This is a genomic window from Acinetobacter sp. YH12069 (assembly GCF_013419675.1).
GTDB classification, from domain to species: Bacteria; Pseudomonadota; Gammaproteobacteria; order Pseudomonadales; family Moraxellaceae; genus Acinetobacter; species Acinetobacter amyesii.
Genome location: NZ_VOZS01000023.1, coordinates 23,585 through 40,781, shown reverse-complemented (window position 1 = coordinate 40,781; position 17,197 = coordinate 23,585). Strand labels below are relative to the sequence as shown.

The window sequence follows — 17,197 nt, the reverse complement described above, 5'->3', positions numbered from 1 at the left end:
TGCGAGTCTTGCCACGCCGAGCACCTGGTCGCTTTCAGCTGTAAGCGTCGCGGTTTCTGCCCGAGCTGTGGGGCGCGGCGGATGGCCGAAAGTGCCGCCTTGCTGGTTGATGAAGTACTGCCTGAACAACCCATGCGTCAGTGGGTGTTGAGCTTCCCGTTTCAGCTGCGTTTCCTGTTTGCCAGCCGGCCCGAGATCATGGGGTGGGTGCTGGGCATCGTTTACCGCGTCATTGCCACGCACCTGGTCAAGAAAGCGGGCCATACCCACCAAGTGGCCAAGACGGGCGCGGTCACCCTGATCCAGCGTTTTGGATCGGCGCTCAATCTGAATGTTCACTTCCACATGCTGTTTCTCGACGGTGTGTATGTCGAGCAATCCCACGGCTCAGCGCGTTTCCGCTGGGTCAAGGCGCCGACCAGCCCAGAGCTCACCCAGCTGACGCACACCATCGCCCACCGGGTGGGTCGCTATCTGGAACGGCAAGGCCTGCTGGAACGGGATGTCGAAAACAGCTATCTGGCCTCGGATGCGGTGGATGACGACCCGATGACACCCCTGCTGGGGCACTCGATCACTTACCGTATCGCTGTCGGTTCACAGGCGGGGCGAAAGGTGTTCACTTTGCAAACTCTGCCGACCAGTGGTGATCCGTTCGGTGACGGGATTGGCAAGGTAGCCGGGTCCAGCCTGCACGCCGGCGTGGCGGCCAGGGCCGATGAACGCAAGAAGCTCGAACGGCTGTGCCGGTACATCAGCCGCCCGGCGGTATCCGAGAAGCGGCTGTCGTTAACACGAGGCGGCAACGTGCGCTACCAGCTCAAGACGCCGTACCGGGACGGCACCACGCACGTCATTTTCGAACCATTGGATTTCATTGCAAGGCTGGCCGCCCTGGTACCGAAGCCCAGAGTCAACCTAACCCGCTTCCACGGGGTGTTCGCACCCAACAGTCGGCACCGGGCGTTGGTCACGCCGGCAAAACGGGGCAGGGGCAACAAGGTCAGGGTGGCTGATGAACCGGCAACACCAGCACAACGGCGAGCGTCGATGACATGGGCGCAACGGCTCAAGCGTGTTTTCAATATCGACATCGAGACCTGCAGCGGCTGCGGCGGCGCCATGAAAGTCATCGCCTGCATTGAAGACCCTATAGTGATCAAGCAGATCCTTGATCACCTGAAGCACAAAGCCGAAACCAGCGGGACCAGGGCGTTACCCGAAAGCCGGGCGCCACCGGCTGAGCTGCTCCTGGGTCTGTTTGACTGACGAGCCTGAAGGCCAACGATACCAATCAAAATGCTGCGTTCACAGCGCCGCGGCAGGGATCCGCCGTGCTGGTTGTCGGAAAAGGAGCCGCTAGTGGGAAAGAGGAGGGTAAATTTTCAGCGTTGCTGGCTCCCCGTCAGCCGGATTGGGTTGCATCGCAGGGGTGTCGAAAGAGTCAACTGCGGTCCAAAGCTGTTGGACTTGGGTGAAAAGGGCGTTTATTCTTCCTATACGTGAACCGCATCCTACGGAATGAGTAACCCTTGCCCTATTGTGAGTAGAACGTCGTATAATTCAAACGAAAGCAGTTAATAGGTATGAAATATCACAGCACAAAAGAGCGACAGGACATGTTTAGATGATGTTATTATAAAATAATAACATCATGGATGAATAAAAAATAATTTTCTATCTTTACAACTATGTTATACTTCTATGATAAGGCTATGATGGCAAAGCCTTGGTTTTCCTAATCAAATAGTCGCCGAGATGGCTTCAATGCGACAGTAGGTCTACTGTCTCACAATTAATTCATGTATCAGATTTTTGTTCCCTGATGGGAAGTGTTATCCATACGAAAAGAATATGGGTAAAGTGTTACACCTGTATATGACATTCAGAATGTCCTGTCGGGGGAACTGGTACCAATTTAATAAAAGAAAACAGTATAGAAATGACAATCGAAGATATGCAAACATTAGCCCTAGAGCATGGGCTGAGAATTTCGGAAGAGATGAGCGTCAATGAGATGGGCATCGACTTTAGAGTTGCCTTTGTAAAGGAAGTAAACGGTGAGAACTGGGTACTCCGTATACCTCGAAGAAGCGATATGCTTGAACAAATCGAAAATGAAAGTAGAATATTGGATTTAGCCAAAAGAAACCTGTCGATCAATGTCCCTGATTGGAAAATTGTATCGGAGCGCCTAATAGCCTACCCTTTACTGGAGGATGCGCCTGCTCTGACATTCGATGCGATAACACATGAGGTTTCTTGGAACATAGATCGCGATAGCATAGCTTATGTGGAGTCTCTGGCAAAATCATTGGCCGAATTACATCGTATTACAGCTGACGATGTGAGAAAGAGCAACTTGAAAATAATGACTCCAAGTGAATTGAGGACCGAAATAGCTGACCGTATCCACTTGGTGAAATCTGAGATAGGTATCAGCGAGCCGTTGGAAAACAGATACCGTAGATGGTTGGACAATGACCCTTTGTGGCCTGAATTCACTTGTTTCATCCATGGCGATCTCTATGCAGGGCATGTCTTAACCTCGAAGGAAGGTAAGACCTCTGGTATCATAGATTGGTCTACTGCGCATATGGGTGATCCTGCACTGGACTTTTCTGGTCACGTATCGGTTTTTGGAGAGGATAGCCTGAAGAGTTTGATAACGGAGTATGCTAAACAAGGCGGAACGATATGGGATAGGCTCTACGAACAATCTATAGAGAGGGCTGCTGCAGCTCCATTAGCATATGGCGCTTTTGCGGTAGAGTGCAACGACGATAATCATATCAATGCCGCCAGAGCAGCCTTAGGTATTGTTCAATAAAATGATGTGAGGATACTTTTTTAAATGCTAAAATAGGAGTTCGATTGGTGCCACTTAAGAGTATCATTGATTTCTATTTTAGCCAGTATCCTCCACTTTTAGGAGCTCCTCGAAACTCGATTTTATGATCATCTCTTAAGATTTTGAGCCACCGCTCTACTATCTTGACAGGAACTAATAGCTCGTTTACTAAAAATGGTGCACGCTTTCCTGGATTAGTTCTTATCTGATTAAATAGTAGATTTACTCCCTCACTTACTCCCTCATTAGATTCGAAAAGTAGCTTTGATGAGACAATAACTCGAAAACCGTGCTGGAAATTTTCAAAGACAGGGGGACGCAGACCATAGGATGCGAAGCCTTCTTGGATTCGTTTGATGCCTGACCCATATTTTTCAATAAAATGCGCTTCTTTGAACGTGGCAGATATCCTTTTATTGCGCGCCCATGGCGAGTAATCTTCACGAAGAAGCTGATCAATCGTTAAGTTATCAGCTAAACCACCTGGATTGAAAAACTCTATGGAATTGTAATACACCCTGATTATGGAATCGGCAAATTAATTTGGACTTGGGTGAAAAGGGCGTTTATTCTTCCTATTACGTTGTCGGCAGCGGGCCAAAAAGGAATACGTCCATGCCCATCGAGGTGAAACCGGCTGTGAGCGCGGGTTCAAGCATATAGCCCGACAGGCGCGTATCCTTGCCGATCACGACACGATGGCGGTGGTCACCGCGACGAAAGACACGGCCAGCCGCCATGCCGACGCGCAAGGCGGTTTCCGCCGTCATCGCGCCTTCGTTGGCTTTGCCACGAATACCGTCTGTGCCGAAATATTTGCGCACCATAAGGTCGATTATCCTGTCGTCGGGTCGCCCTCAAAGGGGACATGCCTGCTGAACCGCGAATATAGAGAAATATCCCGAATGTGCAGTTAACGAATTCTTGCGGTTTCTTTCAGCGCCGCCAATACCGCCAGCCCGTCGCGCAAGGGGCGCGGCTCGTGTGTGCGGATGAAGTCAGCTCCACCTGCGGCGGCGGCAAGCTCTGCAGCGAGTGTCGCGGCCCCGACATCCCCCGGACCACGGCCTGTGAGCGCGCGCAGAAAGGATTTGCGCGAAACAGACAGAAGCACCGGCAAATCGAAGCGCAGCCGCAATTCATCGAACCGCGCCAGCACCGAGAGCGAGGTTTCGGGAGCAGCCCCCAGAAAAAACCCCATGCCGGGATCAAGGACAAGGCGGTTGCGTTTGATACCGGCACCCGTCAGCGCCGCGATGCGCGCGTCAAAGAACGCCGCAATGTGATCCATGATGTCGCCAGCGGGTGCCTCGCGCCGATCTGCCTGCCCGTCTTGCACCGAATGCATAACGACGAGTTTGGCAGATGATTTCGCCAATTGCGGATAGAACGCAGCGTCTGGAAAACCGCGAATATCATTGAGATAGGCCACACCACGCGACAAGGCATAGGCTTGCGTCGCGGGTTGATAACTGTCGAGCGAGACGGGAATGCCATCTGCCTTGAGCGCGTCCAGCACCGGCGCGATACGCGCGATTTCTGTGTCGGACGAAACAGGCGCGGCGTCGGGATTGCTGGATGCCGGACCGAGGTCGATCACATCTGCCCCCTCGGCCATCAGCTTACGCGCCTGCGCAATGGCTGCGTCTGGCGCCAGATACCGGCCTCCATCGGAGAAACTGTCCGAGGTTATGTTGACGATGCCGAAAATGATGAGCGATTTATTCATGGGGGCTTCTATAATAATAATAATCGAGCATGAGTCTCATACGGATGCTCGGGTCGAAAGGGAATCCCCAGGCGAGTAACCTGTTTGCGGTGATCCATTAGCTGCAGGAGCAGAATAGCATACATCTGGAAGCAAAGCCAGGAAAGCGGCCTATGGAGCTGTGCGGCAGCGCTCAGTAGGCAATTTTTCAAAATATTGTTAAGCCTTTTCTGAGCATGGTATTTTTCATGGTATTACCAATTAGCAGGAAAATAAGCCATTGAATATAAAAGATAAAAATGTCTTGTTTACAATAGAGTGGGATATGTGGAGTCGATTAGTCCAATTTCTCGGTCAAAGCCCAAGGCCTTTTCGGCATTAACCAAGAGTCTGCTTAAGCACAATTTTCTGGTGGGTAATCATAACTTTTGCCTCATTTGTGATGGATTGATCTATCTTGATTCTACTGAATCGGATCATCGGATTGCCAAAGCCGTAGGTGGGCAAGGTGTTCTAGAGAATGGTCTGCTGGTTCATCCCATCTGTAATAGGATGAAATCAGATCTGAGCCTGGAAGAGATTAGAGCGGATTTGTTTGGTGAATTACTGTATTAATCAACAGAGCGATGAGCTCATTTTTGCAGAAGTATCAATGATTAATCACATGATTTAACTTTTGATACATTCAGCCAATATGGTTATTTTTAATTCAGTCCAGAATCACAACCAGAAACTAGCTGTAGTTTCTGAATGACCGTCAAGGTCCTTAGTTTCGCCCATAGATTCCCTCTGTGGGCTTTTTTTGATCAAAAATTGTATAGATGCTCTAAAATAAACCTTTTAGCATTTCATAAGCAATTAGGATTAAGGCTGAGACCATCAGCACAACAAAAATGAGTTCCACTCTAGTTAACAACTTAGTTCCATTTACTTTTCACTTAATTTATATAGCAGTTAACTCGTAGCATAAATGACATAACATGACATGGAAAATAATCAAAAAGACAGAATTTGGATTTTGATCAGATCTGCATGTTTACATGCTTCTACAGCAGCTTTGAATGTTTCACTTAACCTTTAAACTTTTCTTAAAACTAAATATATTTACATATACATTCTAAAATTTGATAGAATTTATTAAAACTTTAGATTCTAAGTGTAAATAATGAGAAGCGCTAATATTCGACGTGATGGCTACTTAAAATTTCTGAATACATGGCAAGACCGTGATGTCATTAAAGTGCTTTCGGGTGTACGTCGCTCTGGAAAATCCACCTTATTGGCGATGTTTCAACAAGACCTAAAAGCACAGGGCGTACAAGCCGAAAACATCATTGCCATCAACTTCGAATTTATGGAATTTGAAGAACTCACCGATTACCGTAAACTACATGATTATGTATTATCCAAAGTTGATAAAAGTAAAAAAAACTATGTTTTTTTAGATGAAATTCAACATGTTACAAATTTTGAGAAAGTAGTCGACTCTTTATATGTTCGGGATTATATCGATTTATATATTACAGGCTCAAATGCATTCTTTCTAAGTGGAGAACTTGCGACTTTACTTACAGGACGCTATATAGAGCAACATGTTTTACCCCTTTCATTCCAAGAATTTAAACAGTGGCATATTGAAAATAATCCGATCATCCAACAATTATCAAATCGTGATTTGTATGCCATGTATACGCGCAGTAGTTTCCCTTATACGCTTGCCATGACTAGCCAGCAGGAAACTTATGATTACTTGCAAGCGGTCTATGCCAGTGTAATGTTTAAAGATGTTATTCCACGTTTGAATACTGCCGATATTAACTCTCTCGAGCGTGTCACAAGATATTTGGCAAGCGTGACAGGCTCAGCTATTTCCATCAATAAAATTAAAAATACCTTTGTTTCAAGTGGGGTTAAAATTTCATTTGAAACAGTAAAACGCTATATTCAGGGCTTACAGGACAGTTTGTTATTTTATAGTGCCGCACAATTTAAAGTACGCGGGCGTGAGTTATTACAATCCTCTGAAAAATACTATTTAGTTGATGTCGGATTGCGCCGGATTATGTTGCCTGATGCTAATGCTGATCAAGGTCATATCTTAGAAAATGTGATTTATCTTGAGCTTGTCAGACGAGGTTATACGGTCTATGTAGGGCGGGTTGATGAATATGAAATTGATTTTGTTGCTGTCGATACTTTACAGAATTTAACTTATTATCAGGTGGCATTAGAAACGCTCAATGAGGAGACACTCAGCCGAGAGTTACGTCCATTACAGAAAATTTCTGATTCGTATCCCAAGTATTTGCTTACATTAGACACGATAGGGACTGAAGCGAATTATAATGGTATTGTAAAAATGAGTGCTCTCGATTGGTTGCTATCTGAAAATAAGTAAAGTTGAGGGTAGACATGGATACTATTATTTATTAATTAAAACTCAAAGACTTTTCAGCATTAACCAAGAGTGTGATCAAGCATAATTTCTGCTCCAATTGTGATGGATCGATTTACCTCGACTCGATTGAGTCAGACTATCATGATTGAGCCAGAGTCGCTTACTGAAAGTAGCGAGAATTGCGCTGGAGTTTCTGAAGGATATTAATTCCTTAGTTTGCCCATTCATCCATCTGGGCATTTTTTTTTTGATTAAAATACAATGCGGTTCTTGCTAAAAAATGACGGCACCCACCATAAAACACAATATTCCAAAAATAATCCAAGGCCATATCTTTGCCTTCGGTTGTTCTAAATTCTGAGGATTATATTCCGTGTGTTCTAGCGATGTCGGTTGTGGAACACGGGTCTTTTTAGAGTAAGGTTGGTGTTTAGAGTAAGATAGTCCCGTACCTGGAATGCCGACACTGGTTCGCGTACCTTTTTTCCCAATATTTAGAGAAGCACCAGGTTTGCCAATGCTGGCACTGCTGATGCCTTTATGGGTCAGATTAATTTTAAAACCCGGGAATAATTTAATACTTTTACGAAATCTAAAACCCATATTTCTCTCATTCTAAAACTTAGCTCAATTCACGCGCTATACCAGGATCCATGATCTGCTAGAGATCGTACTTTGACGGCTATCATCAGGATACTAGTATATTTTTTATCTGATGATTGCAATACTACCTTTAAATACCGTCAAAAATATTTACTGTATATTTGCTGTAGGGTAATCTTAAAGCTGCTATTTATTGACTGATTGGTATATGACGACAGATAAGCATGAAGTGCTTCTTCGAATGCGAGCCATCGAGTTGCTTGCTTACTGGGAAGGTCGTTTGGTTACCAATCGTTTGATGAGCTGGTTTGGGCTCAGTCGACAGCAGGCTTCTGCGGATATCAAGCGTTACAATACGCTGTATAACCCCGATGCCTTGATTCATGACCCCTCCGTCAAGGGTTATGTGCCTAAGGCCAGCTTCCAGCCTGTACTGACTACAGCGCATATCAATGAATATCTCAATATGCTCTCGGGCTTGGTCAGTGAATCGCATGCCCTTATTGCGATGCCAGAACCGAATCTTACAGCAGTTCAATTACCTGATCGCAGTGTACGTCCTGAAGTGATTCGGGAAGTTTTGCGTGCCTGCCGCAACCAAAGTACTTTAAAAATGATTTATGCCTCGATGCAGAATCCGCAGTGGCATGAACGCATCATTTCCCCACACACCCTGGTGTATACCGGTTTTCGCTGGCATGTCCGTGCCTATTGCCATCAGAGCAAGCAGTTTAAGGACTTTTTACTCTCCAGAATTGATCGCACACCTGTTGTGATGGCGATTGAGTCAGTAGGCCCTGCTCAGGATCAGCAATGGCATGAAGAAATTGTACTGACGCTGATCCCTAATCCAAAATTGAACTCATCACAACAAGCGCTGGTCGAAAAAGACTTCGGCATGCCTGATGGCAGATTACAGATTCCGGTGAAAAAAGCCCTGGCTCACTATACTTTGCAGCGATATCAGGCCGCGATCACGCTGGCTGAGGCGGATGATGCCTTGAAATATCCCTTGGTACTACAACGCTCAGATATCGAAAAGCTGTCGTCTTACCTGTTTGATCAGGCGTCATAGGAGATTGGCTATGTTAGAACAATTTCATTATGACAGTGACCTGATTGGCGGTTCCCTGATGGTGCGTGAAAGCCGGCTGATCGCGGATCTGTTATTACGAGAAGCGACTCCAGAACAATGGCATCAGGCCATTCAGATTGACAATATTCTGCAAAAAAGAACGCCTGCTTCAGCCCAACGTAACGCCACTGCCATTCGTAAGCGTCTTGAGCGCTTAGAGCCTGATTTCTGGAAAGCTTTGCGGGATGGGGATGATGAGCTGGCGACTCAGGTGGCTTTTTGTGGGGCACTGGAACGCAACCTGTTGCTGCTTGAGTTTATGGAAACGGTGATGAGGGATGCCTATATCTCCCAGGCGCAATACTTGGACAGTTATATCTGGTCAGATTTTTTGGATGAACGCTCACAACGTGATCCGGATATCTGTGATTGGAAAGAGTCCAGCAAGAAAAAAATGGGGCAGGTGGTGTTTCGCATGCTGGCAGAAGCCGGTTATTTAAAAAGTACCCGTAAGCTGGAGTTGCAGCGCGTGATCGTCAGAGCAGAGCTGCGTAGCCTGTTGGAAGAACATTATAAACAACGCATTAAAAGATCTATGGAAGTGTCGGTATGGACGCGTTAGTTGTAGAGGGGCAGCAATGAGTCAAACAATACATGAGCGTCTGAACCAGATTCCAGAGCGAATACTTTCAACCGAGTTTCTCACTGGACAAGGATTGGGCAATGAAATTGGCTTCTGGATTTTTGATTATGCACCTGAAGATGAGTTGAAGGTGCGCGAATATCTGCATTTTCTAGACGGGATGCTGGAGAAAAAACACAGTCAGCTGAAGGTGGTGAATATCAACCTGCTGCAAGCCGTGGTGGATTATCTGTCTGAGCGTAACTTCATCGATAAAGCCATTCAAATGCAAAAAGCCAAAGGCGATGAGGCGCTGCTCAAAGCGCTGAAAGGCCCACTGCATATGGATAAGTTCGCGCCCTATCTGGTGAGTAAATATGCCACCAATGCACAAGATATTGTGTTGATGACTGGGGTAGGGTCGGTTTGGCCACTGTTACGTGCCCATCACTTATTGAACAGTTTGCATTCGTTACTGGGGCATAAGCCAGTGGTGCTGTTTTACCCAGGTTATTACGACGGTCAAGCGATGAGTTTATTTGGAAAAATTCCAAGCAATAATTACTACAGAGCATTCAGATTAGTGCCTTAACACGGCAAATAGAAATAAGAATTCGGGGGAATGGATTGAGATGAACATTAAAGAACTTTTTTATAAGCCATTAGATCGTGCGATTAACGGGGTCGTAAAAGCAGACCAGAATGACAATACTACGGTTTATCAGGAACTCGATGAGTATGTGGTCACCAATGAACTGGAAAAGCATTTTCGGGACTTTTTCCAGTCTTATGGCACAGACCTGAGCGATCCTTCGATTGCCAACCGTGTCGGCGTATGGATTTCAGGCTTCTTTGGTTCAGGTAAATCACATTTCCTGAAAACCTTGTCGTATATTCTGGCCAATAAAGTGGTACGTGATGCGCAAGGTAACGAGCGTAGCGCCGCAGAATTCTTTGATGAAACTAAAATCCGCGATGCATTTATCCGTGCCGATATTGGCAAGGCCGTTAGCCATCATGCCGATGTCATCCTGTTTAACATTGACAGTAAAGCCAGTTCCAATGACGATGGCAATCCGATCCTGAATGTGTTTTTACGTGTGTTTAACGAGTATCAGGGTTTTAGTGCTGACCATCCACATATTGCCCATATGGAACGTCACCTGAGCCAGAAAGGGGTGTATGAACGCTTTAAACAGGCGTTTGAGGAATCCAGCGGCATGTCTTGGCTAGAAGAACGTGACGGATATCAGTTCTATCAGGATGATGTCGAAACTGCGATTTCTCAGGCACTGAATCTATCAGCAGAAGCTGCACACAAGTGGTTTGAGGATTCTGAGCAGACCTTTAGTGTTTCGGTTGAAAACTTCTGTCAGTGGGTGAAAGAATACCTGGACAGCAAAGGACCCCAGCAACGCATGTTGTTCTTGGTCGATGAAGTGGGGCAGTTTATTGGCAGCGATACCCGCTTGATGCTGACATTGCAAACCATTACTGAAAACCTGGGTACGATCTGTAAAGGCCGCGCTTGGATTATCGTCACCTCACAGGCAGACATCGATGCTGTTTTAGGTGAGATGTCTTCTTCCAAAGCCAATGACTTCTCCAAGATTGCTGGTCGTTTTAAAACCCGGTTATCACTGTCCAGTTCCAATACCGATGAAGTCATCCAGAAACGTTTATTACGTAAAACCCCAGAAGCAGAAGCATTGCTCAGATCAGTGTTTGAGCAAAAGGGCGATATCTTAAAAAATCAGATTACCTTTGACCGTTCAGGCCCAACCCTAAAGAACTATGAGGGGCCAGACAGCTTTATCCATAACTATCCTTTTGCGCCGTACCATTTTCAGCTGGTACAAAAAGTATTTGAAGAAATCCGTAAGGTCGGTGCGACCGGTGCACACCTGGCCTATGGTGAACGGTCCATGTTGGATGCGTTCCAGATGGCCGCGAATGCGATTGCTACAGATGAAGTCGGTGCCCTGGTTCCTTTCCACCGCTTCTATACTTCAGTGGAAGGATTTCTGGATACAGCAGTGAAGCGTACCATCGACCAGGCAGGGCAGAATAAGACCCTGGATGGTTTTGATGTGCAGATGCTGCGTACCCTGTTCATGATCCGCTATGTCGATATCATCAAAGGTACGCTGGATAACCTGGTGACTTTGTCGATTGAGAAAATTGATGAAGATAAGCTGGCATTGCGCAAGCGGATTGAAGAGAGCCTGCAGCGTCTGGAAAAAGAGAGCCTGATTACTAGGAATGGTGATGAGTTCCTGTTCCTAACCAATGAAGAGCGGGATATTACCCGAAAAATTAAAGCCACAGACTTAGCGGCTTCAGAAGAAAATAAAGAGTTAGCCAACCTGATCTTTAAAGATTTACTGCGCGATCAGAACAAATACCGCCATCAAGCCAACAAGATGGACTATCAGATTGGTCGTTTTCTGGATGGTCATAGCCTGGATGGCAAGTATGAGAGCGATTTGAAAGTTGAAATCATTTCTCCGCTGGATACGGAATACAACCTCTATACTGAAGCTTACTGTATTGGTAAAAGTACTCAGGCCGAAGGACAAGTCCTGTTTAAACTGGCAGACGATAAACAGTTCTTTAATGAACTGCGCACCTGGCTGAAAACCAATAAATTTATTCGGTTAAATGATGATGGCACTCAGTCCGATATCACCCGTATCCTGGCAGACCGTGGCCGTGAGAACCAGGAGCGTAAAAAACGCCTGCGTGTCCGGGTCGAAGAAATGTTGCTGGACGCGGAAAGTTATGCCTTGGGTCAACATCTACAACTTTCATCTTCAAGTCCAACCACCAAGCTGGATGAGGCTTGTCGTTATTTGCTGGAAAACACTTATACCAAACTGAGCTATCTGCAGGTCTATCAGCAGGATGCCTGGCGTGAACTGAACGCCGTCTTGACTGTGGATGATATGGCGCAGCTCGGATTGTCTCTGGATGGCGGTCAGAGCAATCCCAAAGCCCTACAGGAAGTGGAGCAGTACATTGCACTACGGGCCACCGGTACAGAGCGTATTCTGGTGTCAGATGTGGTGGATCGTTTTGCCAAACGTCCTTATGGCTGGCCAGATGCCGAGATTTTACTGTTGGTGGGTCAGCTGGCTGCGATGGGGCGGATTTCACTACAGTTAAATGGCGGCAGCTTACAGTTAAAAGATGCCTTTGAGCCTTTACAAAACAGCCGCCGTCGCCGTGATGTGTCGATCATTAAAAAACGCCAGACTGATGATCAGGTATTGAAACAGGCACGCCAACTCACCCAAGAACTGTTCTCGGCGATGGGACCAGCGACTGAGAAAGAGCTATTTGAATTCTATTTGCAGCATCTTAAGACTTGGTTAGCCAACTTTAAGTCGTATAAGAGTAAAACTGATGTTGGGCAGTTCCCGGGTAAGAAAGTGATTGAAAAGTCTATTCTGACTTTGGAACGTCTGCTGGCGAATAGCGACAGCTTCGATTTCTTTAAGGCCGTGGTCGAGAACAAGGACGACTATCTGGATCTGGAAGAAGATTATCGTGATATTCATGAATTCTTCAGCAACCAGATGCCAAGCTGGCAACAACTGCAACAGGCCTTACGTCATTTTGAGAAAAACAAACAGGCGCTGGGCAGTGATGAGGTGGCAAAAAAAGCCCTCTCTGAATTACATCGCATTTCCACCCTTGAATCGCCCTATGGTCTGTTAAATAAAGTGGCTGATTTGGTTCGTACAGTGGAAAGCGTCAATGAGCAATTGTTGACTGAGAAGCGCAATCAGGCGATAGAACACATTGATGACAAGATCAAACAGTTAGAAGCCGAGATTAAAAACAGTGGTATTGCCACCGCTGAGCTGAGTAACAAGCTATTACGCCCACTACAACTGCTGAAAACGGATATTGAAGTGGAAACTAGCCTGTCCACCATCTATATGTTGCAAACTCAAACCAGCGTCGAGCGTTTTGATGAAGCCTTGTATGAGTTGGAAAGCGAAGTTCAGGCGGAAATCCAGCGTCAGGCCAAAGCGGCACAACTGGCTCAGAGCAAAGCCGAGAGTGTGGCGAGTTCAGCAACTACAGCCAGCCCAGTTACATCAACACCTGCTGCGAGTCCGGTACAGTCTGTGACAGCCGTAGTGCCACCGAAACCTGTTGTCGAAGTTGATGTCGCCAGCATTTACAGCAAAAGCTCAAGTAGTGTCTATCTGGAAACAGAAGAATCAGTGGATCAGTTTGTAGACGCACTCAAAGCTGAACTGAAAAAAATCGTGAGTGATAAAAAGCGTGTGCGTATCCGCTAACTCGGGTTAGGGATATCGGCATCAGTCATTAATTAAAGGTTTAAAGATGAATACCAGTAATATTAAAAAATACGCACCGCAAGCACGAAATGATTTTATCGCAGCGATGCGCAAGCAAGCCGCTAAATATGGCATCACCGCAGACCGCATTTTACCGGCAGAACAGAAAGGGGACTTGCTGCTGATTGGCGATCAGGTTTTTCCGCTATCAGTCATGAAACCACGTGAGAAGCTGATCAAGCGCATTCAAACCAGCAGTTTTGAGCAGACGATTGATTATATCGCTTATAGCTGGTTTAACCGTCTCTGTGCCATTCGCTACATGGAATGCAAAGGCTTACTGGATCATGGTCGCCGTGTGCTGAGCAGTGCCGATGGTAGTGCAGGCTTGCCGCAGATTCTGGAAGAATGTCTGGACATTGAGCTACCGGGTTTAGATGCCAGCCGTGTGGCTGAACTCAAGCTGGATGGCAATAAAGACGAAGAACTCTATCGTGAATTGTTACTGGCGCAGTGTCATGCGTTGAATCAGGTGATGCCACTCCTGTTCGAACAGGTGTCTGATGAGTCAGAACTGTTATTACCGGATAACCTGACCAAAACCGATTCGTTGATCCGTGATCTGGTCAGCAGTATTCCAGAAGAAGACTGGTCGGATGTGCAGATTATTGGCTGGCTGTATCAGTTCTATATTTCTGAAAAGAAAGACCAGGTGATTGGTAAAGTTGTCAAAAGTGAAGATATCCCTGCCGCGACACAATTATTCACCCCAAACTGGATTGTGAAATACCTGGTACAGAACAGTGTTGGTCGTCTATGGATGATGGCACAGCCAGAAAGTATGCTTGCCAGTGGGTGGGAATACTATATTCAGCCGGCTGAGCAAAGCGATGAAGTCAATGCACAGTTAAAACAGCTGATTGATGTACGGATCAGTGAAGATGGCGATAGCTTAAACCCTGAAAGCATTACGGTACTGGATCCGGCCTGTGGTTCGGGGCATATTCTGGTGGAAGCCTACGATTGCTTAAAAGCGATTTATTTGGAACGTGGTTACCGCAGTCGTGATATTCCACGTTTGATTCTGGAAAACAACCTGTACGGGATTGATATTGATACCCGTGCCGCGCAGTTAGCCAGTTTTGCGCTATTGATGAAAGCGCGTGAGGATGACCGCCGTTTATTTAGCAATCCACCGAAGCTGAATATTATTGCGCTACAAGACAGTCAGGATTTAGATGCAGATCAAATCTGGAAAGATCTCAACTTAAACCAAGCATGGCAAAAAGGCAGTCATGTCGATCTGTTTGGCAATGATCAAAAGGATTTAAGCAGTCCTGAAAATGACGAACGTTTTAAGCTGATTCAGGAAGTTTTAGCTAAGTTTAAAGAAGCCTCAACTTTTGGTTCTTTAATTTGTATGGATAGCCCAGAACAAGATTTTATCGATTTGCAAAATACCTTAGAAGGCTTGGTTATTGAGGGCGATACCTTACAGAAAGCCGCTGCTAAAAAATTATTGCCTTTGGTTATACAAGCAAAACTTTTAGCGAAAAAATATGATGCTGTAATCGCTAACCCGCCGTATATGGGTGCGAATACAATTACAAACTTAAAAGAATTCGCTAAAGATTACTATCCTGATAGTAAATCAGACCTCTTTGCCATGTTTATAGAACGTGGTTTCGATTTTTGTAAAGAATCTGGTGCTAGTAGTATGGTAACAATGCAGGGATGGATGTTTTTAACATCATATCAAAACATGCGGGAAAAATTACTTCTAAATCATTCAATTTGGACTATGGCTCATTTGGGAGCCCGAGCTTTTCCAGAGATATCAGGCGAAGTTGTACAGACTGTAGCATTCGTAGGTCAAAAAAAACATATAGGGGGTGTAAAGCCGGCTTTCTTCAGATTAGTAGATAAAAATCATGAGGAAAAACAATACCTATTAAAAAATAATTTAAATCGCTTTGATACAACCATTCAAGAAGATTTCCAAAAAATACCATGTAGTCCTATAGCATATTGGGTAGGTAATTCTATACGTGATAATTTTGAGAAAATGCCAGCATTAGCGGATATAGCTAATGCTAAAAGTGGACTAACAAGCGGAGATAAACCTAGGTTTGTAAGAGAGTGGTATGAAGTCAATCATACTAAGATCAATTTTGTAGCCAAAAATAATCAAATTAATTTAAATAAATGGTTCCCACATAATGATGGTGGTACTGCAAGAAAATGGTATGGAAACAGAAATCATATTATTAATTGGGAAAAAAATGGATTTGCAATTAAACAGCAGCGTAATTCTACCATTCGAAATCCATCATATTATTTTAAAGCTGGCGTAACCTGGACAGATATTTCGAGTTCTTTTTTTTGTGCAAGATTAGTAGATGAAGGCTTTATATTTGAAAATACAGGTTCTATGGTTTTTTCAAATAATTTAATAACAACATTAGGTTTATTAAATTCAAAAGTTGTTTTCTACTATATGAATCTTATGAATCCTACCTTACATTTTGGAGTTGGCGAAATAAATAAACTTCCATTTGATGTACAAGCAGCTAATGAAGAAAATATTAAGGTTTGTGTTCAATTATCTAAATATGATTGGGACTCCTACGAAACCTCATGGGACTTTACCCAAAACCCCATTATTCGTAGCCAACAGCCAAACTTAGAACTAGCGTTTAACACATGGCAACAGCAAAATACTGACGCCGTGGCTGAAATGAAACGCTTGGAAGAAGAAAACAATAAGCTGTTTATTGATGCTTATGGTTTACAGGATGAACTTACACCAGACGTACCAGATGAACAGATCACTTTAACTCGTGCCGACCGTGAAAAAGACAGCCAGCGTTTAGTCTCTTATGCACTTGGCTGCATGATGGGGCGTTATAGTCTGGATGAACCAGGTCTGATCTATGCCCATGCAGGTAATCAAGACTTTGATGCTAGCCGTTATCAAACATTCCCGGCAGATGCTGACGGTATTATTCCATTGACCGAAATGCACTGGTTTGAAGATGATGCAACGCACCGTATTCGAGAGTTCTTAACTGCCGTTTGGGGGAAAGAGACACTGGATGCCAATATGCAGTGGCTCGCAGAAAGCTTAGATAAAAAAGCCAGTGAAACGGCTGAAGACACCATTCGCCGTTACCTCGCCAGCAAGTTCTATAAAGATCACATGCAGACCTATAAAAAGCGCCCGATCTACTGGCTATTCAGCAGTGGTAAACAGGGGGCTTTCCAGGCGTTGGTGTATTTGCATCGTTATAACGAAAGCACCTTGGCGCGTATGCGTACCGAATATGTTATGCCACTGATTTCCAAAATGTCCGCCTATGCTAATTCTCTGGAAACAGCAAAAGAAAGCAGTGACTCTGCGGCTGAAATCAAACGCATCGAGAAAAAACTGCAAGACTTGCATAAGCAACAGGCTGAACTCAGTACTTTTGAAGAAAAGCTGCGTCATTATGCCGATCAGCGTATTACGTTAGATCTGGATGATGGGGTGAAAGTCAATTATGGCAAGTTTGGGGACTTGTTGGCTGAAGTCAAAGCGATTACGGGGGAGAAATGATGAATGCTTTTTCTCCGGTACTAGACCTTGAT

The 17,197-nt window shown here is 45.2% G+C and carries 12 protein-coding genes and 1 pseudogene; 9 read left to right on the top strand and 4 right to left on the bottom strand.

Going from position 1 to position 17,197, the window contains the following annotated elements; all coding sequences use genetic code 11:
- Both FTU16_RS14115 and mph read left to right on the top strand, forming a co-directional pair.
- The coding region (locus tag FTU16_RS14115) for an IS91-like element ISVsa3 family transposase (protein WP_179989166.1) at positions 1-1,269 on the top strand (1,269 nt) is incomplete at its 5' end.
- 673 nt (positions 1,270-1,942) lie between these two features.
- Positions 1,943-2,830, top strand: coding sequence for an Mph(E)/Mph(G) family macrolide 2'-phosphotransferase (gene mph, locus FTU16_RS14105; RefSeq protein WP_071830579.1), 888 nt, complete (start codon positions 1,943-1,945; stop codon positions 2,828-2,830).
- 73 nt (positions 2,831-2,903) lie between these two features.
- Here the strand turns inward: mph and FTU16_RS14100 are convergent, their stop codons facing one another.
- The 3 genes from FTU16_RS14100 to sul2 all read right to left on the bottom strand — a co-directional run bounded on the left by FTU16_RS14100 (position 2,904) and on the right by sul2 (position 4,580).
- Positions 2,904-3,368, bottom strand: a complete 465-nt coding sequence (locus FTU16_RS14100; protein ID WP_071830580.1) for an ATP-binding protein — start codon at positions 3,366-3,368, stop codon at positions 2,904-2,906.
- A 61-nt stretch (positions 3,369-3,429) separates the two neighbouring features.
- Complete coding sequence (locus FTU16_RS14095) at positions 3,430-3,678, bottom strand: phosphoglucosamine mutase (protein ID WP_071830581.1); 249 nt, start codon at positions 3,676-3,678, stop codon at positions 3,430-3,432.
- 86 nt (positions 3,679-3,764) lie between these two features.
- Positions 3,765-4,580, bottom strand: coding sequence for a sulfonamide-resistant dihydropteroate synthase Sul2 (gene sul2 / locus FTU16_RS14090; RefSeq protein WP_001043260.1), 816 nt, complete (start codon positions 4,578-4,580; stop codon positions 3,765-3,767).
- A 282-nt stretch (positions 4,581-4,862) separates the two neighbouring features.
- Between sul2 and FTU16_RS14085 the strand changes: the two are divergent.
- Together FTU16_RS14085 and FTU16_RS14080 are read left to right on the top strand one after the other, a co-directional pair.
- Positions 4,863-5,174: pseudogene (locus tag FTU16_RS14085) on the top strand (HNH endonuclease signature motif containing protein); the annotation flags it as partial.
- 550 nt (positions 5,175-5,724) lie between these two features.
- A complete protein-coding gene (locus tag FTU16_RS14080; RefSeq protein WP_160255372.1) occupies positions 5,725-6,957 on the top strand; it encodes an ATP-binding protein in 1,233 nt (410 codons plus the stop codon).
- Between the two features lie 273 nt (positions 6,958-7,230).
- Here FTU16_RS14080 and FTU16_RS14075 read toward each other — a convergent pair whose 3' ends face one another.
- Positions 7,231-7,560 carry a DUF4236 domain-containing protein gene (locus FTU16_RS14075; RefSeq protein ID WP_005403805.1) on the bottom strand — a complete coding sequence of 110 codons (330 nt, stop codon included), beginning with the start codon at positions 7,558-7,560 and terminating at the stop codon, positions 7,231-7,233.
- A 208-nt stretch (positions 7,561-7,768) separates the two neighbouring features.
- On the opposite strand from FTU16_RS14075, the gene FTU16_RS14070 reads away from it, so the two are divergent.
- Genes FTU16_RS14070 through pglX form a run of 5 tightly spaced genes read left to right on the top strand, consistent with a single transcriptional unit; the run spans position 7,769 to position 17,165 of the window.
- On the top strand, positions 7,769-8,635 hold the full coding sequence (locus FTU16_RS14070) for a WYL domain-containing protein (protein ID WP_180004198.1): 867 nt from the start codon (positions 7,769-7,771) through the stop codon (positions 8,633-8,635).
- A 10-nt stretch (positions 8,636-8,645) separates the two neighbouring features.
- Positions 8,646-9,257, top strand: coding sequence for a DUF1819 family protein (locus FTU16_RS14065; RefSeq protein ID WP_121523422.1), 612 nt, complete (start codon positions 8,646-8,648; stop codon positions 9,255-9,257).
- A gap of 16 nt (positions 9,258-9,273) precedes the next feature.
- Positions 9,274-9,849, top strand: coding sequence for a DUF1788 domain-containing protein (locus tag FTU16_RS14060; protein WP_086355031.1), 576 nt, complete (start codon positions 9,274-9,276; stop codon positions 9,847-9,849).
- Positions 9,850-9,889: 40 nt separating this feature from the next.
- Positions 9,890-13,570 carry a BREX system P-loop protein BrxC gene (gene brxC / locus FTU16_RS14055; RefSeq protein ID WP_180004195.1) on the top strand — a complete coding sequence of 1,227 codons (3,681 nt, stop codon included), beginning with the start codon at positions 9,890-9,892 and terminating at the stop codon, positions 13,568-13,570.
- 46 nt (positions 13,571-13,616) lie between these two features.
- Positions 13,617-17,165 carry a BREX-1 system adenine-specific DNA-methyltransferase PglX gene (pglX, locus tag FTU16_RS14050; protein WP_180004193.1) on the top strand — a complete coding sequence of 1,183 codons (3,549 nt, stop codon included), beginning with the start codon at positions 13,617-13,619 and terminating at the stop codon, positions 17,163-17,165.
- Positions 17,166-17,197 lie beyond the last annotated feature (32 nt).

Bases quoted from the DNA above. Each gene is read 5' to 3' on its own strand.
- FTU16_RS14065 (WP_121523422.1), top strand. From the start codon at position 8,646: ATGTTAGAACAATTTCATTATGACAGTGACCTGATTGGCGGTTCCCTG.
- sul2 (WP_001043260.1), bottom strand. From the start codon at position 4,580: ATGAATAAATCGCTCATCATTTTCGGCATCGTCAACATAACCTCGGAC.
- FTU16_RS14060 (WP_086355031.1), top strand. From the start codon at position 9,274: ATGAGTCAAACAATACATGAGCGTCTGAACCAGATTCCAGAGCGAATA.
- FTU16_RS14080 (WP_160255372.1), top strand. From the start codon at position 5,725: ATGAGAAGCGCTAATATTCGACGTGATGGCTACTTAAAATTTCTGAAT.
- FTU16_RS14070 (WP_180004198.1), top strand. From the start codon at position 7,769: ATGACGACAGATAAGCATGAAGTGCTTCTTCGAATGCGAGCCATCGAG.
- FTU16_RS14095 (WP_071830581.1), bottom strand. From the start codon at position 3,678: ATGGTGCGCAAATATTTCGGCACAGACGGTATTCGTGGCAAAGCCAAC.
- brxC (WP_180004195.1), top strand. From the start codon at position 9,890: ATGAACATTAAAGAACTTTTTTATAAGCCATTAGATCGTGCGATTAAC.
- pglX (WP_180004193.1), top strand. From the start codon at position 13,617: ATGAATACCAGTAATATTAAAAAATACGCACCGCAAGCACGAAATGAT.
- FTU16_RS14075 (WP_005403805.1), bottom strand. From the start codon at position 7,560: ATGGGTTTTAGATTTCGTAAAAGTATTAAATTATTCCCGGGTTTTAAA.
- mph (WP_071830579.1), top strand. From the start codon at position 1,943: ATGACAATCGAAGATATGCAAACATTAGCCCTAGAGCATGGGCTGAGA.